Annotated in this window: 13 protein-coding genes; 10 read left to right on the forward strand and 3 right to left on the reverse strand. The window is 44.4% G+C overall.

Translation table 11 applies throughout. The features are described from left to right. The first annotated feature begins 225 nt into the window (after positions 1-225). The 10 genes from ACYVLS_RS01265 to tuf all read left to right on the forward strand — a co-directional run bounded on the left by ACYVLS_RS01265 (position 226) and on the right by tuf (position 18,610). Positions 226-1,593 (forward strand): uracil-xanthine permease family protein, encoded by a 1,368-nt coding sequence (locus ACYVLS_RS01265; protein ID WP_460320334.1) that lies wholly within the window; start codon positions 226-228, stop codon positions 1,591-1,593. A 228-nt stretch (positions 1,594-1,821) separates the two neighbouring features. Beyond that, positions 1,822-3,471, forward strand: a complete 1,650-nt coding sequence (locus ACYVLS_RS01270) for an NAD-dependent malic enzyme (RefSeq protein WP_460320337.1) — start codon at positions 1,822-1,824, stop codon at positions 3,469-3,471. A gap of 95 nt (positions 3,472-3,566) precedes the next feature. Beyond that, positions 3,567-4,928 carry a class II fumarate hydratase gene (gene fumC, locus ACYVLS_RS01275; RefSeq protein WP_460320340.1) on the forward strand — a complete coding sequence of 454 codons (1,362 nt, stop codon included), beginning with the start codon at positions 3,567-3,569 and terminating at the stop codon, positions 4,926-4,928. Between the two features lie 269 nt (positions 4,929-5,197). Continuing rightward, positions 5,198-5,800, forward strand: a complete 603-nt coding sequence (locus ACYVLS_RS01280; RefSeq protein ID WP_460320343.1) for a class I SAM-dependent methyltransferase — start codon at positions 5,198-5,200, stop codon at positions 5,798-5,800. Positions 5,801-6,158: 358 nt separating this feature from the next. Beyond that, positions 6,159-9,779 carry a DNA-directed RNA polymerase subunit beta gene (rpoB, locus tag ACYVLS_RS01285; protein WP_460320346.1) on the forward strand — a complete coding sequence of 1,207 codons (3,621 nt, stop codon included), beginning with the start codon at positions 6,159-6,161 and terminating at the stop codon, positions 9,777-9,779. A 105-nt stretch (positions 9,780-9,884) separates the two neighbouring features. Beyond that, positions 9,885-13,520: a DNA-directed RNA polymerase subunit beta' gene (rpoC, locus tag ACYVLS_RS01290; RefSeq protein ID WP_460320349.1), complete on the forward strand. Its 3,636-nt coding sequence runs from the start codon at positions 9,885-9,887 to the stop codon at positions 13,518-13,520. 343 nt (positions 13,521-13,863) lie between these two features. After that, positions 13,864-14,274, forward strand: coding sequence for a 30S ribosomal protein S12 (gene rpsL / locus ACYVLS_RS01295; protein WP_460320352.1), 411 nt, complete (start codon positions 13,864-13,866; stop codon positions 14,272-14,274). Between the two features lie 280 nt (positions 14,275-14,554). Then, complete coding sequence (rpsG, locus tag ACYVLS_RS01300) at positions 14,555-15,025, forward strand: 30S ribosomal protein S7 (RefSeq protein WP_460320355.1); 471 nt, start codon at positions 14,555-14,557, stop codon at positions 15,023-15,025. A gap of 125 nt (positions 15,026-15,150) precedes the next feature. After that, a complete protein-coding gene (fusA, locus tag ACYVLS_RS01305) occupies positions 15,151-17,235 on the forward strand; it encodes an elongation factor G (RefSeq protein ID WP_460320358.1) in 2,085 nt (694 codons plus the stop codon). A gap of 190 nt (positions 17,236-17,425) precedes the next feature. Further along, positions 17,426-18,610, forward strand: a complete 1,185-nt coding sequence (tuf, locus tag ACYVLS_RS01310) for an elongation factor Tu (protein ID WP_460320361.1) — start codon at positions 17,426-17,428, stop codon at positions 18,608-18,610. Positions 18,611-18,686: 76 nt separating this feature from the next. On the opposite strand, the gene ACYVLS_RS01315 is transcribed toward tuf, so the two are convergent. From ACYVLS_RS01315 to ACYVLS_RS01325, 3 genes are read right to left on the reverse strand one after another with little or no spacing between them, the layout of a single operon-like run. Beyond that, positions 18,687-21,104, reverse strand: coding sequence for a transglutaminase-like domain-containing protein (locus tag ACYVLS_RS01315; protein ID WP_460320364.1), 2,418 nt, complete (start codon positions 21,102-21,104; stop codon positions 18,687-18,689). Between the two features lie 3 nt (positions 21,105-21,107). Beyond that, entirely contained in the window at positions 21,108-22,133 is a 1,026-nt protein-coding gene (locus ACYVLS_RS01320) for a DUF58 domain-containing protein (RefSeq protein ID WP_460320366.1), read from the reverse strand. Further along, positions 22,124-23,095, reverse strand: a complete 972-nt coding sequence (locus tag ACYVLS_RS01325; RefSeq protein WP_460320368.1) for an AAA family ATPase — start codon at positions 23,093-23,095, stop codon at positions 22,124-22,126. The genes ACYVLS_RS01320 and ACYVLS_RS01325 overlap by 10 nt, the downstream gene beginning before the upstream one ends. Positions 23,096-23,437 lie beyond the last annotated feature (342 nt).

Genomic DNA, 23,437 nt, shown 5'->3' on the forward strand with positions numbered 1-23,437 from the left:
TGACAGACTGGTACACTAATAGCAGCAAAGCTCCTTTAAATCTATCCCGTGAGGTAGAAAAGGATGGAAAAACTTCATTTTCTATTAATTGAACGGTCTAAACGTGCAGGCAGAACTGTACTACCGATGAATTAGTGGATTCCATCTTACTCTAAAGGTCCTTTTGCGTAATGTAAAGGGCATTTTTTTATGCCTAAAAAACGACAAAAGAGAGGACGATAAGTAATGGCAGTACAACAACGACCGTTAATACTAGATGTGGAGGCAAAACCTGCACCACTCAAAGGACTATTTTTAAGCTTACAGCACGTATTTGCAATGTTCGGGGCTACGATTCTAGTGCCCATCTTACTGAACATGCCCGTATCCGTCGCACTTCTGGCAAGTGGAGTCGGAACAATCATTTATCAGATAGCTACAAAAGCGAAGGTACCCGTTTACTTGGGATCATCTTTCGCCTACATTGCCGCCATGCAGATTGCAATGGAACAGATGGGCGGAGACATCAGTGCAGCACAGACCGGAGTCATCATGGTCGGTTTACTCTATGTTATTATAGCAGGCATTATTAAATACACTGGGACAGCCTGGGTTGATAAAATTCTACCCCCAATCGTTATCGGCCCGATGATTATGGTCATTGGTCTTGGCCTGGCAGGCAACGCGGTCACAAATGCCGGTTTTGTCGCAGATTCAGACTGGCGCATCATATTCGTCGCCGTAGCAACTTTCCTGATTACAGCATTTATTAATACGAAAGCCAAAGGATTTTTCAAAATCATCCCCTTCCTGATGGGGATTGTCGGAGGCTACATTATAGCAGTGGTGCTCGGCATAGTCGATTTCTCACCGGTGGCAGAAGCAAACTGGTTTGCCTTGCCGCAGATTCACCTGCCATTTCAAACAGAGACATTTGACAGCTACTCCTTCTACTTTGGACCGGAAACGTGGGCGCTTCTGCCAATCGTTCTGGTGACAGTAGCGGAGCACATCGGCGATCACTCTGTTTTAGGTAAAATCTGTGACCGCGAATTCCTGAAAGAGCCCGGATTAAAACGCACATTGATTGGTGACGGGGCTGCAACAGCTGTATCAGCTTTCTTCGGAGGGCCGGCTAATACAACTTATGGTGAAAATACCGGTGTCATCGGCATGACCCGTATCGCATCTGTTTCGGTAATCAGAAACGCAGCGTTTATCGCGATAGCCTTAAGTTTCATGGGTAAATTTACAGCCTTAATCTCAACTATTCCAGCACCTGTACTCGGCGGCATGTCCATTCTGCTCTACGGGGTCATCGCCAGTAACGGACTAAAAGTTATGATTGAAGACAAAGTCGATTTCAATCAGACAAGAAACCTGATTATTGCCAGCTCCATGCTAGTCATCGGACTGGGCGGAGCAGTGTTCGACATCGCCGGCTTCGTGACACTTTCCGGAACAGCCCTGAGCGCTATGGTCGGAATCATCCTGAACCTGATTCTACCAAGAGAAGAACCTGAATATGAATCACAACTCCAGGAAGACGTTGAACAGAATAAATCAGACAAGACATCTAAAGCGGGCAAGCTGCACCTGAGCAGTGAAGCGTAAAACGCCAGCTAAATGAAAGAAAGAATAAACAGCTGTTCTGCTTCTGATGGGGCTTAAGCAGAAGGCAGTCTGTTAGAACCATCAATATTATTATATACAATAAACTGATAACACCTTTCTTGAACTGAGCGACTAGGCTTTGTAATAAGGAAGGTGTTTTTACATGCTTTTATTAGATGATATGTTTGGTATAGTAAAGATGTTAGATTAGGTGAACAAAGAACAAGGGTGCAAAACTATACTAATCAAAGGACTGATCATATAATGGCATCGCCACTTGATAACCCATTTCTTAATAAAGGAACGGCATTTACCTTGGATGAAAGAAAACAGTACAATCTTCAGGGGCTGATTCCTTCTAAAGTAGAAAGCATTGAGGAACAGGAACAGAAAATACTTAATCAATTGAACAAGCTAGAAACACCTATAGATAAACACCATTACTTAATGTCCATCTATGCGGATAATAGAACATTGTTTTTCTATACTATAGAAAGACACGTCAAAGAGATGCTGCCAATTATTTACACACCTACAATTGCTGAAGCGGTTAGAGGATTCAGTGAAAAGTACTCCTCTTTTCAGGATGCAGCTTATTTATCGGTAAATGAGCCGGAAAACTTAGAATCCAGTTTGCGAAATGCAGCAAAAGATTTGAAAGACGTTAAATTGATGGTCATAACAGATGGAGAGGGAGTACTTGGCATTGGTGACTGGGGGATCAATGGGGCAGCCATTTCAATTGGCAAGTTAGCAGTCTATACTGTTGCGGCTGGTATCAATCCTAGCCAGGTCTTACCTGTAGTCATAGATGCGGGTACGAATAATGCAGAATTACTGAAGTCACCAGACTACCTTGGACATAAACAGAACAGGCTGGAAGGAGAGAGCTACTTATCTTTTATTGAAAAGTTTGTACAGACAGCTACTCAATTATTTCCTCATGTTTTACTGCACTGGGAAGATTTTGGCAGGGGACATGCGGAAGAGATATTAAACACCTATAGTCAATCCCACTGTACATTTAATGATGATATACAAGGAACGGGAATCATGATGGTAGCTGCACTTAATTCTGTAGTTAAGATAACCAGAAAACCTCTATCCGACCAGAAAATAATGATTTTTGGAGCGGGAACTGCCGGTGTAGGCATAGCAGATATGATTTATATGGAACTGTTGGCTAAAGGGTTATCAAGCGAAGAAGCCAAGCAGCGGATTGTACTCTATGACCGTTATGGTGTGATTCACACTGGACAAAGCAACTTGACAAAAGGACAGTCGAGATATGTAATTCCTGAGGAAATATTACCAGCTATCTCAGACAGTCTTTTAGAGGCAGTGCATGCTTTCAAGCCAACAGTGTTGATAGGCAGCTCCGGCCAGACAGGGGCATTCAGTAAAGAAGTCATAAAAGCTATGTACCAATACAACAGTCGGCCTGCAGTTTTCCCGATTTCAAATCCGTCAGAATTGGCGGAGGCAAAAGCTGAAGATATCATAAAATGGACCGAAGGGAATGGATTAGTTGTTACGGGAAGTCCGACAGAACCATTTGAGTATGGTGAGCATACTTACGCTATTGGCCAGGCTAACAATGCCTTGCTGTACCCAGGCCTGGGTCAAGGACTCGTCCTTACAGAATCCCACCATGTAACGGATGGCATGCTTCTGGCTGCTGCGCATTCAATCAATGATATGCAGGATTTTTCAGAACCAGGAGAAGCGCTTCTCCCAGATGTCAGTCAATTGAGAGAAGTATCAAAGCTGGTCGCGACAGCGGTTGTCAAAAAGGCAGTAGAAGATAAAGTTAACCGTGTGTCCATAGATGATCCAGAAAAAGTGGTAGAAGAAAATACATGGGGAGCTGAATACTGAACGATTTTTAAAATAAACAGTATAATTGAGTTTAATGCAAAGAACTGGTCGTAACTGGCTATGATGGTGTGATGCTTAGAAAGGTTGTTGGAATTATGAATAAACGAGTAGCGAAAGATGCGTTTGGTAAAATTGAAATTGAAGAGGATCGTCATTGGGGAGCTCAGACGCAGCGCAGCTTACAGAATTTTGCGATTGGATCAGAGAAAATGCCGATAGAACTGATTCGCGCGTATGCATTAATTAAAAAAATGGCAGCTGTAACGAATGCTGAACTGGACTTGCTGGATAAGGATAAAGCTGATGCAATAGCAGAGGTCTGCAATGAAGTGATTGATGGCCAGTGGGACGATCAGTTTCCGCTAGCCGTTTGGCAGACTGGTAGCGGTACGCAGACAAATATGAACATAAATGAAGTTGTCGCACATATTGCATCTGAAAGAACCGGCTTGAGTATTCATCCCAATGATGATGTCAACAAAGGTCAGAGTACGAACGATACTTTCCCAACGGCCATGCACATCGCCTCAGTTAATTTATTGAAGGAAAAACTGATTCCCGTTCTCCAAAATGTTCAGGAAACACTGGAACAACTAGAAGATAAATACAGTGATGCGATAAAAATCGGGCGCACCCATTTACAGGACGCCACTCCGGTTACATTCGGGCAGGAAGTGAGTGCCTGGAAAGAGATGATGAAACAGAACGAGGCAATGATACATCAGACGTTAACGCCACTGCTCAGCTTACCGCTTGGCGGCACGGCAGTCGGAACAGGATTGAATACACATAAAGACTTTTCGATGAGAGCAGTAGAGAAAATCTCAGAGGCAACCGGCATAGCTTTTGAAGACAGTCCCAATAAGTTTCACGGCTTAGCCAGTAAAGATGCTTTCGTCTTTGCTCACGGGGCTTTGAAATCACTCGCGGCAAATGCCATGAAGATGGCTAATGATGTGAGGTGGCTGGCCAGTGGTCCTAGAAGTGGACTGGGAGAAATCACCATCCCGGCTAATGAAGCAGGCAGTTCGATTATGCCTGGAAAAGTGAACCCGACTCAAGCTGAAGCTTTGACGATGGTCTGTGTACAAGTAATGGGAAACGACACCACTATAGGGATTGCAGCATCACAAGGTAATTTTCAATTAAATGTCTATATGCCGCTTATCGCCTACAACATGCTTCAAAGCATCACGCTTCTCAGTGACAGCCTGGATTTGTTCAACGAGAAGTGCCTGAAAGGTCTTACGGTGAATGAAAAGAAAATGGATCAGCTGGTTGAACAGTCTTTGATGCTGGTGACAGCATTGGCACCCCATATCGGCTACGACAACGCCAGTCAAATTGCCAAGAAAGCCCATGAGGAAGAATTGACATTGAAAGAGGCAACGGTGCAGCTGGAAATCTTGACTGAAGAAGAGTTTGATACACATATTAAGCCTTCAGATATGGTTTAAGGAGCAGAACTGTAAGTATACAGCGGGGAGAACGCTCCTCTTTTAAGTAGAAATGAAGTTCAGGGCTTTAAAATTTTGCTGAACTAAAGAATACTCCAGAAATATGAAGTTCGCTGCAGCGAAGCAAGTCTGAACTTCAGCAAACGGGACATCAGTGAAGTTCAACAAGCATAAAGAACGCTGAGCTCCACCACTACAGGCTTGTCGCAGGCTGGACAGCATAGTATACTGAAAGTAACGCTTAATTATGAAAAAAGAGGAGACGCGACATGTCCGATCACTACTTTACGTCCAAACCTACTACTAAAAAAAATGAAAAAACAATCGAAGCTACTTTAAAAGGAAACAAGCTGACTTTCACCACCGATGCGGGCGTTTTTTCTAAAGACCGGGTGGATTTCGGTTCCCAGGTCATGATTGAAGCCATAGATGATTCTGTTTTTCCAAACGAAACGGTTCTCGATGTCGGCTGCGGTTATGGACCGGTTGGACTATCGCTGGCTAAGGCCAACCCTAGTCTCAAAATTGACATGATTGACGTCAATGAACGTGCACTGGATTTGGCGAAAAAGAATGCAGAGAATAATGAAATAGATACAGTTTCTGTCTTTCAGTCATCAGTCTATGATAACGTGGAGAAGACAAACTACGGGGCGGTTATTTCCAACCCACCTATCCGAGCAGGCAAACCGACCGTGCACAAGATTATCACGGATGCAAAAAATCACCTGGCAGACGGAGGCGTGTTGATTATCGTCATTCAGAAAAAACAGGGAGCGCCGAGCGCAAAGAAAGTCATGGAAGAAACATACGGGAACGTCACCCGAATTGGTCTGGATAAAGGCTACTGGGTTCTGCAGTCCGTCAAATAAAGAATAGACTCCTGAGTGCTGGTCATAATAGAACAGCGCTCAGGAGTTTTCATTTGACATTTGACTCTTGACATCTACTTGATTTTTATGTAAACTTAATAGACGCTAAACAAAGTATGAAAATAAAACCCGTACGAAATATTGTCCGGACGCGGTTTTTGAAGCAAAACAAAAGAATGTGTGATGATTCAGGATGATTCTTTCACGACTCTTTTGTATTTTTTTTGGTCTAAAATAGGGTTAACGCCCTGTTTTTAAACGTTTGTTAACAATTGTAACACAATTGTAATATAAAAAAACGGGTGATCAAATACAGCAATTGCTTTTGAATATGACGGCTAGTGATTATTTATGAGGGGTGAAGAGGTTGGCAGGCCAAGATGTGAAATACGGCAAGCACCGTACACGTAGAAGTTACTCACGAATTAAAGAAGTATTGGAACTTCCAAATTTAATTGAGATTCAAACTAACTCGTACAGATGGTTTTTAGAAGAAGGATTAAAGGATATGTTTAAGGATATTTCTCCTATTGAGGATTTTTCCGGGAACTTATCTTTGGAATTCACTGATTATAAATTGCAGGACCCTAAATATTCAGTTGACGAAGCAAGACAGCATGATGCAAACTATTCTGCACCATTATATGTAAAGCTTCGCTTAATTAACCAGGAAACTGGAGAAGTTAAGGAGCAGGAAGTATTCTTTGGAGACTTCCCGTTAATGACAAATCAGGGAACATTCATCATCAATGGTGCCGAACGTGTTATCGTTTCTCAGCTTGTTCGTTCGCCGGGCGTTTACTTCAGCCCTAAAGTTGAAAAGAATGGCCTGGAAGGTTTCGGTTCGACCGTTATTCCTAACCGTGGCGCATGGCTGGAATATGAAACGGACTCAAAAGGGTTGTCAAACGTTCGTATTGACCGTACCCGTAAGATTCCATTAAGTGTACTTGTTCGTGCATTAGGATTCGGGTCTGATGATGAGATTCTTGATATCTTTGGTTCAAATGAAAGCCTACTGGCTACAGTTGAAAAAGATGTACACAAGAACTCTGCGGATTCTCGCGTAGAAGAAGCATTGAAAGATGTATATGAACGTCTGCGTCCGGGAGAGCCTAAGACAGCTGACTCTTCAAGAAGCTTACTGACGACACGTTTCTTCGATCCGAAACGTTACGACCTGGCACGTGTGGGTCGCTACAAGATGAACAAGAAACTGGATCTTAAAAACCGTTTAATAGGACTGACTTTAGCTGAAACACTGGTTGACAGTGAAACAGGCGAAATCATTGCTAAAGAAGGAACGCTAATCAACCGTGAAGTTATGGATGAATTAGGTCCACTCTTGGATAATGGCTTGAACTCTGTTACATTGCATCCTTCAGATGAAGGCGTCGTTCCAGAACCAATCGAACTGCAGATTGTTAAAGTCTATTCACCTCAGGACAGCGACCGTGTCGTTAATGTCATTGGTAATGCAAACCCTGACCGTGAAGTGAAGTATATCATTCCGGCAGATATGATTGCCTCTATGAGTTATTTCTTCAACCTTCAAGAAGGTATTGGAGAAACTGACGATATTGACCACTTAGGAAACAGACGTATCCGTTCTGTAGGGGAACTATTACAGAATCAGTTCCGTATCGGTTTGTCCCGTATGGAGCGAGTTGTACGTGAACGTATGTCTATTCAGGACACGTCTACGACAACACCTCAGCAGCTAGTCAACATCAGACCAGTTGTTGCGTCTATTAAAGAATTCTTCGGTTCCTCACAGTTGTCTCAGTTTATGGATCAGACCAACCCACTGGGCGAGCTGACTCACAAGAGACGTCTGTCTGCTTTAGGACCGGGTGGATTGACGCGTGACCGTGCCGGTTATGAAGTGCGAGACGTTCACTATTCTCACTATGGCCGTATGTGTCCAATTGAAACGCCTGAGGGACCAAACATCGGGCTGATCAACAGTTTATCAACCTATGCTAAAATTAATGAATTTGGTTTTATCGAAACGCCGTATCGTCGTGTAGATAAAGAAACCGGTCGAGTAACCGAGACCATTGATTACCTGACAGCAGATGAAGAAGACTTGTATGTTGTTGCTCAGGCGAATGCACCGCTTAACGAAGACGGTTCATTTGTCAATGATCTGGTACTTGCCCGTACGAAAAACAATAACGAAGAGCTAGATGCTTCGCTGATGGACTACATGGATGTTTCACCTAAACAGGTTGTCTCTGTAGCGACAGCAAGTATTCCATTCCTTGAAAATGATGACTCCAACCGTGCCTTGATGGGTGCGAACATGCAGCGTCAGGCTGTGCCATTGATGCAGCCGGAAGCACCGCTTGTCGGAACAGGTATCGAGCACACTGCCGCACGTGACTCTGGAGCAGCTGTTATTGCTGAACATCCTGGTGTCGTTGAATACGTTGATGCAAATAAAGTTAAAGTGAGACGTGAAGACGGAACACTGGACTATTACAACATTGCTAAATTCAAACGATCAAATGCTGGAACGTCTTATAACCAGCGTGCATTAGTCAGACACGGTGAACAAGTGGACAAAGGAGACATCTTAGCCGATGGACCATCCATGGAAAATGGTGAAATGGCACTGGGACGCAACCCGTTGATTGCCTTCACTACATTTGACGGCTATAACTTTGAAGATGCGGTTATCATGTCTGAGCGTCTGGTTAAAGATGATGTCTACACTTCCATTCATATTGAAGAATATGAATCAGAAGCACGTGACACAAAACTGGGACCTGAAGAAATTACACGAGAACTGCCTAACGTTGGTGAAGATGCACTGAAAGACCTGGATGACCGTGGTATTGTCAGAATTGGTGCGGAAGTGCACGACGGCGACATCCTTGTCGGTAAAGTAACGCCTAAAGGGGTATCCGAACTGTCTGCGGAAGAAAAACTTCTGCACGCTATCTTTGGAGAAAAAGCCCGTGAAGTAAGAGACACCTCTCTTCGTGTGCCACACGGTGGCGGCGGAATTGTTCACGACGTGAAGATATTTACGCGTGAAGCCGGTGACGAACTGTCTCCAGGTGTCAATTACCTTGTTCGTGTATTCATTGTACAAAAACGTAAGATTAACGTAGGGGATAAAATGGCTGGACGTCACGGAAACAAAGGTGTTGTTTCCTTGATTCTTCCAGAAGAAGACATGCCGTTTATGCCTGATGGAACACCGGTCGACATTATGCTTAACCCACTAGGGGTACCGTCTCGTATGAATATTGGACAGGTTATTGAACTTCATATGGGGATGGCCGCACGTAAACTGGGCATTCACATCGCTTCACCGGTATTTGACGGAGCGAATGAAGAAGAAGTCTGGGAAACAATTAAAGAAGCGGGCATGGATGACGATGCAAAAACTGTTCTCTTTGATGGACGTACAGGTGAAGAGTTTGATAACAAAGTGTCAGTTGGAGTCATGTACTTCATCAAGCTGGCGCACATGGTCGACGATAAACTTCACGCACGTTCAACTGGACCGTACTCACTTGTTACTCAGCAGCCACTCGGTGGTAAAGCTCAGTTCGGTGGACAGCGATTCGGTGAGATGGAAGTTTGGGCACTTGAAGCTTACGGTGCAGCGTATACCCTTCAGGAAATTCTGACTTATAAATCAGATGACGTAGTCGGACGTGTGAAAACGTACGAAGCCATCGTTAAAGGTGAGAAAATTCCGAAACCAGGGGTACCTGAATCATTCCGCGTATTAGTCAAAGAATTGCAGTCGCTTGGACTGGATCTTAAAGTTCTGGATATCGATAAAAATCCAATTGACTTAGAGGACAGCGATGAAGATGACGAGTTCGGCAATGTCGACTCACTTGAAAAAATGAAAAAAGAGCAAGATGAAAAACGTGCTGTAGAGGCCAAAGAAAAAGAAGAGCTTGCGCGTGCTGAAAGTGAAGCGGAAGAAGCCGCTGAACAGCAGGAACAGGAATAATCAGATGGACAGGGGGAGGTCACTTACTGACCTTCTCTCCTGTCATCTATGAACAAACAGGAGCACTAGGGCAGCTCTGTAATCTACTAAAGGGAGGTAGCCCCTTTGATCGATGTAAATAAATTCGAAAGTATTCAGATAGGATTGGCTTCATCAGATAAAATTAGAAGCTGGTCATTTGGAGAAGTTAAAAAACCAGAAACAATTAATTACCGTACACTAAAACCAGAAAAAGACGGACTATTCTGTGAAAGAATATTTGGACCGTCTAAAGATTATGAATGTTCGTGTGGAAAGTACAAGCGTGTGCATTACAAAGGGATCGTCTGTGACCGTTGTGGCGTTGAAGTAACCAAGTCCAAAGTTCGTCGTGAGCGTATGGGACACTTGGAACTGGCAGCACCGGTTACACACATCTGGTACTTTAAAGGTATCCCGAGTCGTATGGGACTTGTTCTTGACATGTCACCCCGTGCACTTGAAGAAATTATCTACTTTGCATCATATGTAGTGACTGAACCAGGTGATACACCACTTGAGAAGAAACAGTTGATGACTGAAAGAGAATACCGAGAGCGCCGAGCGCAGTACGGGAATGCTTTCCAGGCAGAAATTGGTGCCGAAGCCATCAAGACGCTTTTAAACGATGTAAAACTTGAAGATGAAGTTAATGAACTGAAAGAACTGCTTCAGTCAGCAACAGGACAGAAACGTACGCGCGCCATTCGTCGTCTGGATATTCTGGAAGCATTCAGAAATTCAGGAAACGATCCGGCATGGATGGTTATGGACGTTGTGCCGATCATTCCTCCTGAGCTGCGCCCAATGGTACAGCTTGAAGGTGGACGTTTCGCAACAAGTGACTTGAACGACTTATACCGTCGTGTCATCAACCGTAACAACCGTCTGAAACGCCTGCTGGACTTGAATGCGCCGCACATCATTGTACAAAACGAGAAGCGTATGCTGCAGGAAGCTGTCGATGCATTAGTTGATAATGGTCGTCGAGGCCGTGCCGTTACCGGACCGGGTAACCGTCCGCTTAAATCACTATCACACATGCTGAAAGGGAAACAAGGACGTTTCCGTCAGAACTTGCTGGGTAAACGTGTCGACTATTCTGGTCGTTCGGTTATCGTTGTTGGACCAAGTCTGAAAATGTACCAGTGTGGACTACCGAAAGAAATGGCAATTGAACTGTTTAAACCATTTGTCATGAGAGAACTGGTTGCCAGAGAAATTGCCAACAACATTAAAAATGCGAAACGTAAAGTTGAACGCATGGACGACGAAGTCTGGGCAGTACTCCAAGACGTTATCCGCGAACACCCTGTACTGCTTAACCGGGCACCGACGCTTCACCGTTTAGGTATCCAGGCATTTGAACCGGTCTTAGTTGAAGGGAAAGCGATCCGTCTTCACCCGTTAGTCTGTGAAGCCTACAATGCCGACTTCGATGGAGACCAAATGGCTGTTCACGTTCCACTTAGTGATGAAGCGCAGGCTGAAGCCCGCATTTTGATGCTGGGTGCTCAGAACATCCTGAACCCTAAAGACGGTAAGCCCGTTGTTACACCTTCACAGGATATGGTATTAGGTAACTATTACCTGACAATGGAAGATAAAGGCAAAGTCGGAGAAGGTATGATTTTCTCCAGCCACGCTGAAGCACTACAGGCTTATCAGACTGGCTATGTACACCTGCACTCAAGAATTGCCGTGCATACATCGTCACTGCCTAACAAACCCTTTACTGAATGGCAGAAAGACAAGTATCTGCTCACAACTGTCGGTAAGCTGATTTTCAACGAAATCATGCCACCGGAGTTCCCATACTTGAACGAACCGACTCAGGCAAATCTTGAAAAACAGACACCTGATAAATATTTCGTGCCTTATGGAACAGATATTGTTAAGCACATTCAGGAAGCAGAACTCGTATCACCATTTAAAAAGAAAAACTTCAGTAATGTCATTGCCGAAGTCTTTAAACGATTCCAGGTAACTGAAACATCTAAAATGCTGGATAAAATGAAAAACCTAGGGTACAAGTACTCGACTAAGTCTGGTATTACAGTTGGTATCGCTGATATTTCCCACCTTGAAGAAAAAGGGGAAATCCTTGATCAGGCTCACAAGCAGGTTGACCGTATCAATGCGTCTCACCGCCGTGGTCTGATTACTGAAGAAGAGCGTTATACTGCCGTTATCGAAGTCTGGACGAAAACGAAAGATACCATCCAGAATCACTTGATGACGACCCTTGATAATCACAACAACATCTTCATGATGAGTGATTCCGGAGCGCGTGGTAACATCTCCAACTTTACCCAATTAGCGGGTATGCGTGGACTGATGGCAGCGCCGAGTGGACGTATCATGGAACTGCCGATTACATCCAACTTCCGAGAAGGTCTGTCCGTTTTAGAGATGTTCATCTCCACTCACGGAGCCCGTAAAGGAATGACGGATACGGCGCTGAAGACAGCCGACTCAGGATACTTGACCCGTCGTCTAGTTGATGTGGCACAGGATGTTATCATTCGTGAAGAAGACTGTGGAACAAAACGCGGTCTGGACGCGGAAACGATTCGTGACGGTTCTGAAGAAATTGAAGGACTGGAAGAACGTATCATCGGGCGTTATGCACGTAAAACAGTTAAGCACCCGGAAACTGGTGACATACTGGTACGTGAAAACGAACTGATTACTGAAGACATCGCAAAAGTAATTGTGAATTCAGGCATCGAGCAGGTAACCATTCGTTCCGCCTTTACATGTAACACCAATCACGGTGTATGTAAGAAATGTTACGGACGTAACCTGGCAACTGGTCGTGAAGTTGAAGTGGGCGAAGCAGTCGGAACAATCGCTGCTCAGTCTATCGGAGAGCCGGGAACACAGTTGACCATGCGTACATTCCACACAGGTGGGGTTGCCGGAGACGATATTACTCAAGGTCTTCCGCGTGTTCAGGAAATATTTGAAGCAAGAAATCCTAAAGGGGTTGCGACTATCTCTGAAGTTACCGGAGAGGTTATTTCCATTGAGGAAAACCCTAGCGAGCGAACAAAAGAAATCACCATTAAAGGTGCGACCGATACGCGTACGTATACACTGGCAATCAATGCCCGTCTGAAAGTCAAAGAAGGCAGCTTCGTTGAACGTGGAGACGGACTGAATGAAGGTTCAATTGAACCGAAACAATTGCTTGCTGTCAGTAACGTGCTTAAACTGCAGAACTACATGCTGCAGGAAGTACAGTATGCTTACCGTAGTCAAGGGGTGGAAATCGGAGACAAGCACATCGAAGTAATGGTTCGCCAGATGCTTCAGAAAGTGCGCGTTATGGATCCGGGTGACACCAGCATTCTTCCAGGAAGCCTCGTAGATATCTACGACTTCAAGGAAGCCAATAAATCAACCTTGCTGTCCGGTGGTTTACCGGCAACAGGTCGACCAATACTACTTGGTATTACTAAAGCGTCACTTGAAACAAACAGCTTCTTGTCCGCTGCATCCTTCCAGGAGACAACACGTGTCCTGACAGATGCTGCGATTCGCGGCAAGAACGACCAGCTGATTGGTTTGAAAGAGAATGTTATTATCGGTAAATCTATTCCAGCCGGAACAGGTATGAAAGTCTATAATGATATGGAACCAAAAGAAGTTGGCGTAGTCAGCGAGAATGTCTACAGCATCAGTGAAGATTCACCAGCTGCTGAACAGACTGAAGAGTAACAAAATAAAGAGGAGACAGGGCAGCCAAGAAGCTGCTCTGCCCGCCTTTATTTATAAGAAAAGTTTTTAGATAATGTTGACAACCCTGTGTGGTCGTGGTATTATGCTATAGGTGCTTTTGTGTACAGATTCCTGTTCTAGATTTGTCTAGCTCAATTAGAGTTTACAGTCGTTCTGACTGACGCATAAGAGCCGAATAACCCTGCATATCAATGGTTTTTGAAGGTAAAGCGATGTCGCTTCATTGCGATTATTCTTTTTTGCCAAAAAAAGAACCACCTGGATGTGTGGACCTAGAAGAATGATATTTTTCAAAGAATATATGGAAGGAGGAAACATCAATATGCCTACAATGAATCAACTAATCCGTAAGCCTCGTAAGTCTAAAGTGAGTAAATCTGAGTCACCTGTGTTGAACAAAGGGTACAACACTCAAAAACGTAAACAGACTACAGTATATTCTCCACAGAAACGTGGTGTTTGTACTCGTGTCGGAACAATGACTCCTAAAAAACCTAACTCAGCGTTACGTAAATATGCTCGTGTGCGTTTATCAAACATGATCGAAGTAACTGCTTATATTCCGGGTGAAGGACACAACTTGCAGGAACACAGTGTAGTACTTATCCGTGGTGGTCGAGTAAAAGACTTGCCGGGAGTACGTTACCACATCGTTCGTGGAGCGCTTGATACTGCTGGAGTTTCTGACCGTAAACAAGGTCGTTCTAAATACGGAACTAAAAAAGCAAAATAATTAAATTAAAAGTGGCGTGAGGCGTCAAGCTCAACCCGACATATACAGAAAAACCGCTAAAGATGAAGGTCGCATAAGCTTTGCTTATCGACATAACTAATCTGTAATCGGCTAAAGCCGAAACAGCTTCGTCAAGCAAGTCGAAGACTGCACAGCGAATTTTTAATGTAGATGGAGCGGGGAGCTGCCGAACGAAACTAGATAAAAATTAAAAGTGGCGTGAGGCGTCAAGCTCAGCGCACAAAATCTGAAACCATTATTCCCGAAAGGAGGAATTTGAATGCCTCGTAAAGGTCCTGTAACAAAACGTGATGTATTGCCAGATCCAATGTACAATTCTAAATTGGTTTCTCGTTTAATCAACCGCTTGATGGTTGATGGTAAACGTGGAAAAGCATCAACGATTTTGTATGATGCATTTGATACAATTAAAGAACAGACAGGAAATGATCCAATGGAAGTGTTTGAACAAGCACTGAAAAACATCATGCCTGTATTAGAAGTTAAAGCTCGTCGTGTAGGAGGTTCTAACTACCAAGTACCTGTAGAAGTACGTCCTGATCGTCGTACAACTCTAGCTCTACGTTGGTTAGTTAACTATGCACGTCTACGTGGTGAAAACACCATGGAAGACAGACTAGCTAAAGAAATCATGGACGCAGCTAACAACACTGGTGCTGCTGTTCGTAAACGTGAAGAAATCCACCGCATGGCTGAAGCAAACAAAGCGTTTGCTCACTACCGTTGGTAAGATTTGGAGTATTTGGTTCAGCCGCATAGAACAACTCTGTGCGAAGAACCTGCTTCAACTTCCCGTTTAGTTATTCGTAATCATGGAAACATGATGTAATTTATTAAAGAGAGGTGTAACGATTAGTGGCTAAAAGAAAATTTCCGCTAGAGAAGACACGTAATATCGGAATCATGGCGCACATCGATGCTGGTAAAACAACCACGACTGAGCGTATCCTTTATTACACTGGCCGAATCCACAAAATTGGTGAAACGCACGAAGGTGCTTCACAAATGGACTGGATGGAGCAGGAGCAAGAGCGTGGAATTACCATTACTTCCGCTGCGACAACTGCTCAGTGGAACAACCACCGTGTTAACATCATCGACACTCCTGGACACGTGGACTTTACCGTTGAGGTAGAACGTTCATTACGTGTACTTGATGGAGCTGTTGCTGTTTTGGATGCACAGTCAGGTGTTGAACCACAGACAGAAACTGTATGGCGCCAAGCAACTACTTACGGCGTACCTCGTGTAGTATTCGTCAACAAAATGGATAAATTAGGTGCTGACTTCCTGCATGCAAACGAAACACTGCATGACCGTCTGCAAGCTAATGCTCACCCAATTCAATTACCAATTGGTGCTGAAGATGACTTCGTCGGTATTATCGACTTGGTTAAAATGAAAGCATTCATGTACGGTAATGACTTAGGTACTGATATTACTGAAGAAGAGATTCCAGAAGATTACATGGAACTTGCTCAAGAATGGCGTACTAAGCTAGTTGAAGCTGTTGCAGACATGGATGAAGAACTCATGATGCAATACCTTGAAGGAGAAGAAATCTCTGAAGAGCAGCTTAAAGCTGGTATCCGTCAAGCAACTCTAAGTGTTGACTTCTACCCAGTACTTGTTGGTTCTGCCTTCAAGAACAAAGGTGTTCAGTTACTTCTTGATGCGGTTGTCGATTACCTGCCATCTCCTCTAGATGTTCGTGCCATTGTTGGTCACAAACAAAGAGATGAAGAAGCAACTATTAAAGTTGAAGCCGGAGATGATCAGTCATTCTCAGCTTTAGCATTTAAAGTAGCAACAGACCCGTTCGTTGGACGTCTGACTTTCTTCCGTGTGTACTCAGGTACATTGGAATCAGGTTCTTACATCCTTAACGCAACAAAAGATACGCGTGAGCGTGTCGGTCGTATCCTACAGATGCACGCGAACTCTCGTGAAGAGATTTCTGAAGTGTTCTCTGGAGATATTGCTGCTGCCGTTGGTCTTAAAGATACAACAACAGGAGATACTCTATGTGACTTGGATCACCCAGTTATCCTTGAATCAATGGAATTCCCTGAGCCTGTTATCCAGGTAGCTATTGAGCCTAAATCAAAAGCTGACCAGGACAAAATGGGTATTGCTTTACAGAAACTTGCTGAAGAGGATCCAACTTTCCGTGCTGAAACAGATCACGAAACTGGCGAAACTATTATCGCTGGTATGGGTGAGCTGCACTTGGATATCATCGTTGACCGTATGAAACGTGAATTCAAGGTTGAAGCGAACGTTGGGGCACCTCAAGTATCTTACCGTGAAACATTCACCAAACAGGTTCAATCTGAAGGTAAATTTGTTCGTCAGTCTGGTGGTAAAGGTCAATTCGGTCACGTATGGATTGAATTTACTCCAAACGAAGAAGGAGCAGGTTTTGAATTCGAAGATGCAATCGTTGGTGGGGTTGTTCCACGTGAATACATCCCAGCAGTTAAATCTGGTCTTGAAGCGTCACTGGACAACGGTGTTCTTGCCGGCTATCCATTAGTAGACGTTAAGGCTAAATTGTATGACGGATCTTACCATGATGTCGACTCAAACGAGACTGCATTTAAAGTTGCTGCTTCATTAGCTCTTAAAAATGCTGCTCAAAAAGCAGGCGCAGTTATTCTTGAGCCAATGATGGCTGTTGAAATCACTGTACCTGAAGATTACATGGGTGATATCATGGGTCACATTTCTGCTCGTCGCGGAAATATCGAAGGTTCTGAACAGCGCGGAAACGCAACAGTTGTTAGAGGAAGCATTCCACTAGCAGAAATGTTCGGTTACGCAACTGCATTACGTTCTGCAACTCAAGGTCGCGGAACATTTACAATGCAATTCGATCACTATGAGCAAGTGCCTAAGAGCATTGCTGAAGAGATCATCAAGAAAAACGGCGGACAGTAATCACTAACCGTCTCATTGGCAGGCCGGCACTCTTTTTGACATCACCTGGTGAAAGAAGAAAGAGCGCTGTGATTTGCCAAATGAATTGATTTTATACCGTTCTATCGGTATAATTAATTAGTGGAAATAGGAATAGAAAAATCTTTTTCTATTTAAAAAAGAAGATAACCCTAAGGAGGAAATGTTTAAAATGGCTAAAGAAAAATTTGACCGTTCCAAGCAGCATATGAACATTGGAACAATCGGACACGTTGACCACGGTAAAACAACTTTAACAGCTGCAATCACTACAGTACTATCTAAGAAAGGTTATGCACAAGCACAAGCATACGATTCAATTGATGGTGCTGCAGAAGAGAAAGAACGTGGAATCACAATTTCTACTTCACACGTTGAGTACGAAACTGATACACGTCACTATGCACACGTTGACTGCCCAGGTCACGCGGACTACGTTAAAAACATGATCACTGGTGCTGCTCAAATGGACGGAGCTATCTTGGTAGTTTCTGCTGCTGACGGACCAATGCCTCAAACTCGTGAGCACATCCTGCTTTCACGTCAGGTTGGCGTTCCTTATATCGTAGTATTCTTGAACAAAGTTGACATGGTCGACGACGAAGAATTACTAGAATTAGTTGAAATGGAAGTTCGTGACCTATTAAGCGAATACGACTTCCCAGGCGACGACATTCCTGTAGTTGCTGGTTCTGCTCTTAAAGCTCTTGAAGGCGATGCAGAATACGAAGAAAAAATCCTTGAATTAATGCAAGCTGTAGATGACTACATCCCAGCTCCAGAACGTGACTCTGCTAAACCATTCATGATGCCAGTTGAGGACGTATTCTCAATCACTGGTCGTGGTACGGTTGCAACTGGTCGTGTTGAAACTGGTGAAGTACGTGTTGGTGATGAAGTTGAAGTTATCGGAATTAAAGACACTGCTAAAACAACTGTTACTGGTGTTGAAATGTTCCGTAAATTACTAGACTACGCTGAAGCTGGAGACAACATTGGTGCTCTTTTACGTGGTATGTCACGTGACGACATCGAACGTGGACAAGTTTTAGCTAAACCTGGTTCAATTACTCCACACACAAAATTTGACGCAGAAGTTTATGTTCTTTCAAAAGAAGAGGGTGGACGTCACACTCCATTCTTCACAAACTACCGTCCGCAATTCTTTTTCCGTACAACTGACGTAACTGGTGTTGTTGAGTTACCAGAAGGTACTGAAATGGTTATGCCTGGCGATAACACAAACATGAGCGTTACTCTAATTTCTCCAATCGCTGTTGAAGACGGAACTAAATTCACTATCCGTGAAGGTGGCCGTACTGTAGGAGCTGGAGTTGTTACTAAGATTGTTGAGTAATCTCAATCTTAACTAATGATTTTAATCTTAAAGAGCGTTTAGAAGTTTTTCTTCTAAACGCTCTTTTTATATACAATTATAGTTTTTCCTGTATCTTTCCGCTTAATGGATGAGGAGTACGGGGGTTCTTTTTCAAATCCGGCAGAGTGAGCAGCAGATCGAGACTATTCAAAAGAATACGCTGCTGTTCGGAAGTCGGCTTCTGGTTTTTGCTTCGAGGCCCGTAGAAGGCTTCATCGGCTAAGCTGATAAAGCGGTCAATTGTCCTGGAATCATCTGTATTGTCAGTGATAAATGGTTTCCACTGATACAGGTAATTTTCAATAGTCTGACCGGCTCGTCGTTTCAGCCTGAAGTTAAACAGTCTAAGAACCAGATTGGAAGCCGCATGTAATGTCAGCAGGTTTTTTTGAAGCGCCAATTTTGAAAGGAAAGTTGCAGCTCTCCAGCGGAATATGGCAATAAAGAGACTGAGTGTGAGGGCAGCGACGAGAAACAGGTTAACCAGAAGGGAACGTGATCTGGGAGTCTCGCCATTACCGTATGGCTGTCCGTCACTTTCCGATAGCTGGTCATCTACAGAACTTCCTTCACCGGCTTCAGGTGTTTCAGAAACGTCTTCTTCAGCATCCAGCTCCAAATCTTCTGTTTCGAGATCGATGAAATCGTCTTCTGCAAAGGAATACGTTTCCCCAACCACAGTAGCTACCGGTTCAGGATTGGTCATCGGGTTAGCAAAGGATGGGCTTGGTTCAAAGGGAACCCAACCGTAACTTGGAAAGAACACTTCTACCCAGGAGTGGGCATTGGCGTTGCTTATTTCAAAAAAAGTTTCCCCATTGTCATCTGTATACTGACTACCGGGTGTAAACCCTTTTGTCCAACGGGTAGGGATACCGACTTCTCTCAGCAGGATAGCCATTGCTGACGAAAAATTATTGCAGTAACCGATTTTTGATTCGAATAGAAAGTGGTCCACATAATCTCCGCCGTCTGGTGTATTTTCAACTTCAAGGAGACTATAGCGGTATCCGCCGTCTTCCTTTAAATACTGCTCGATGGCTCTGACCATTTCATATTCGCTGGATAGGCCATCAGTCAGCTCATGAGCGAGTTCTCTGACACGCTGAGGTAAAGACTCAGGAATCTGCAGTTCGTTTTCAAACCAGATATCTACTCCGCTTACACTATCATCGTGGGCATCATCCGCTTCTTCCATCATTTCTCTGTAAGCATTGTTGTAGTAATCTCTCCAGCCATCATCTGCACGAAGTAAGTCATCGTCAAAGCGAGAAGGGAAATTGCGGTCGTAAGACACTGAGTATTCAAGCAGTTCGCCCTCTTCCAGTTCTGCAAAAAACAAAGCGCTGTCCTCGTATCGCTCAATGGAATAGGTGGAGTCGCTTTGGCTGTCCAAGTCATACAAGCCGTATGGATAGACAAGATAACCCAAATCGTCAAGCCAGTCGATTCCAATTATAGAGAGATCCTCTGAGGAGCGGAGTAGGTTACGGTCTTCAGCAGACATAGTATAGTCGTAAAGGACATTATAAGGCATGGCTATTGTTTGCGTAGTCTCTTCCTCTTCGTCACTTGCCCACCCAAGTCCGTTATACTCGGTCCGGTGCAGGACTTTCCAGTAATGAGGAGTGCTGGTGTAAGCTGTGAACAGGCTGGTGTAGTCCTGTCTAAGCGGTCCGCCTAATTCTGAGTCATCAAAGCCCATGCCGGTGCGTCTGTAGCCAATGCCACTCGTATAGTCATTGATCCAGTCGAAAAAGCCTTGTTCATCCAGGTTTCTCTGGTAGGCTTGTGTATGCCCTTCTACCCATTCCTGGGTGGGACGCCCGCGTTCTATTCCCCATGAAGACAGTGAGGTCAATGTAAATGTAATTAAAGCGGTCAAACTGATAGTTCTGACAAAGTGGAAGGGCGTTGTTCGAGTGGTCATGTGCATCAGGGAAATGAAGAGAAAGCCGAAGCCTATGAGTCGAATCATCTCAGGCAGAATCGTGTTGGAACTGAACGTATGCACCAGCAGCAGATAGACAAAAGCTATCAAGAAAGATGGAAAGGCCAGGTGTTTATGCACGCTCAAATAAGTGAGCAGGGTAATGAGAATGAAAAAGAGGGTCATGAGCAGAAACTGGGGCGTTTGAGAGAGTTCCCCGGCAATAAGCAGCGTTAACTGCTCTCTTAAAAGTGCTGCGGAGTCCCTTAACCAGCCAACTGGCCAGAGCGAATCGCTGTGATCTCTGAAAAGATAATACAAATAGGAAAGAGTCAGCATGCCTTGGCCGGCGAAAAATACCCACCCTTTATGGAAGGCGACTGCCAGAACTTGTGTAATAAGAAAGAAAAGCACGAGGCTTTCTATGCCGGAGACCCGATTCAGCTGAAAGCCGTAATGCAAAACCGGTAAGAAGACTGCAGCATGCAGAATACCGATAAGGCTGTCTTTGAAGAGTGCTAAGCCTGTTCGTTGGTTCGTCATCTGTCACCCTCCTTTCAGAAAGTGAAGTGTGTGTTCGTCTAGTATGGTAACTGCCGGGTCTTCTGTCAAACCACTTGGTGCAGTGGCATCACTGGCCATGATAATCAGGTGGTTTTTCCCATTGGCCAGCAGGCGTCTCAGTATATGGGAGGTGTCCTCGCCAATGGAAGCCGGTTGGATAGTCAGAAAGTGCTTGGGTGTGTATTTGATGTCTGCCTGAAGATTAAACTCACCTATCAGGTGCAGATTGACTTTGAACGTCTGATTCAGTTCTTTGTAAAGGCTGTAGGTGACACTCAGGAGAAACTCAAAATCCGTCGGTCCACCTCCATAAAAGACCAAGTCGAATGGCGACTCTTCAAGAGTGTCGTAGTCCTTGACCAGCCACTGGCCACGTCTCAGACTGCTTTTCCAGTCAATAGAACTGATATTGTCCCTGTCCTGATAAGATCGGATTTCTTTGACGTAAAACTCATGAAGAGAGGAATACAGCACCGGCATCAGGGTCTGGGAAAGCTTTCTCATCAGCTCAGCCCGTTTTGACTTCTGGATGACTGTCGGATAGATAGAAACAGCAATCGGGATAGCATAGCTGAGCCGCCTTGGAAATATTCCAAACAGGCCAGTCGAATGCAGCGTCAGTGTCAGCTCATCGTGATACCCTCGGGAGAGCTCTATCGGCTCAAAGGTGACGTTTACTTTACGGGCCAGGAAAGTAGACCGGTGAAGCGTATGCTGCTGGCTGTCTTTAAACAAGGTCAAATCAACTGAAGACAGCAGGAGGGGAAAGCCTCTTCTGCTTTGGACAGCTAATGAAACCACAATCTGATTGCTGTTGATTTTATCCCAGTCAATGGAGCTGATGACGGGTGTATGCCGGGATGATAGGAAAGCCAGCAAGAGAAGAAGACTGAAAGCATAAAGCAGAAACCAGGCGACGGTAGTCGAAAAAGTCAGCGTATATAAAATAACAAGTGCGTATAAAAAAAAGTACCAGATAATTTGCAGAACGGAACGATTCAATCCCATGCGCGTTTTCCCCTAGTCGTTGGCACAACTAAATTGGCGGCCAGATCGTCAATAAACGTATCGATCTCAGTTTTCGTCATGTCATTTTCAAAAAGCAGACGGTGGCGATAGACAGGTTTCAGGACAGTCAGAATATCCTGAGGGGTAACAAAATCTCTGCCTTCCACCAGTGCATTCGCGCGAGCAGCCGACAGGAAATACTGGTTTCCCCGTGGACTGACGCCTAGACGGATAGCTGAGTGCTCTCGGGTTAGCGTAGCCAGGGAGATGATGTAGTGGAGCAGGCGCTCTTCTACATAAACATGCTGGACAGCTTCTTTAAGCGATAAAAAATCATCCAGAGACATGACAGGGTCAAGCTGCTCAACTGCTTTCTGCTGATCTGGAGCGGCAAGCATGGTCACTTCCTGGTCGGTGGTTGGATACCCAAGCGATAGCTGAAAGAGAAAGCGATCAAGCTGTGCTTCGGGTAAGGGATAGGTTCCTTCATACTCGATAGGGTTTTGTGTAGCTAATACAAAAAAAGGTTCAGGGAGTCGGTAGGTCATTCCGTCAACGGTCACCTGTTTTTCAGACATGGCTTCAAGCATCGCAGACTGAGTACGCGGGGAGGTCCGGTTAATCTCATCTGCCAGCAGGAGCTGATTAAATATAGGCCCTCTACGAAAATCGACGAGTGCGCGGTCCGCATGGGGGACGGTATAGCCTATGATATCTGACGGGATAAGGTCGGGCGTAAATTGAATACGTGAAAAATCAGCCGCCAGACACTTGGCGATGGTCCGAATCAAGAGAGTTTTCCCAACGCCCGGGATGTCTTCAAACAACACGTGACCGCCTGCCAGCATGGCAACAATAGTCAGCCGTGTCACTTCTTTTTTTCCGATAATAATCTGATCAGCTGCGTCGATAAGCTGATGCAGCTTGTCTATAGACTGAACGGTCTGCTTTGAGAAAGTCATAGGGGGAACTCCTTTAAATAGAATAATTGATTGTTTCGGGTTAATATACTGTTTTTATTATTGTATAGAGAATGCCCCGGCAATACAAACGTTTTCAACGGCCTGATGCGGACATGTCGCTTATTTTATGCTTTCCTGCTGATGCGGAAATAAAATAATAGAAACAGGGCATTTTAAATTACGATTAAACGAGTTTCTTCTATATATATACGGTTGTATTTAAAAATATAGGAGTGGTCTGCTCAATTTTTAGGGCTCTTTACTAGAAGAAATCCATTTGTGTCAGAATAGTGAAGAAAGCCCGTCTTTTCTCTATTTTTCGAGGGGTTAAGGTGTTAATGT

It is taken from the genome of Alkalibacterium psychrotolerans, assembly GCF_054784355.1.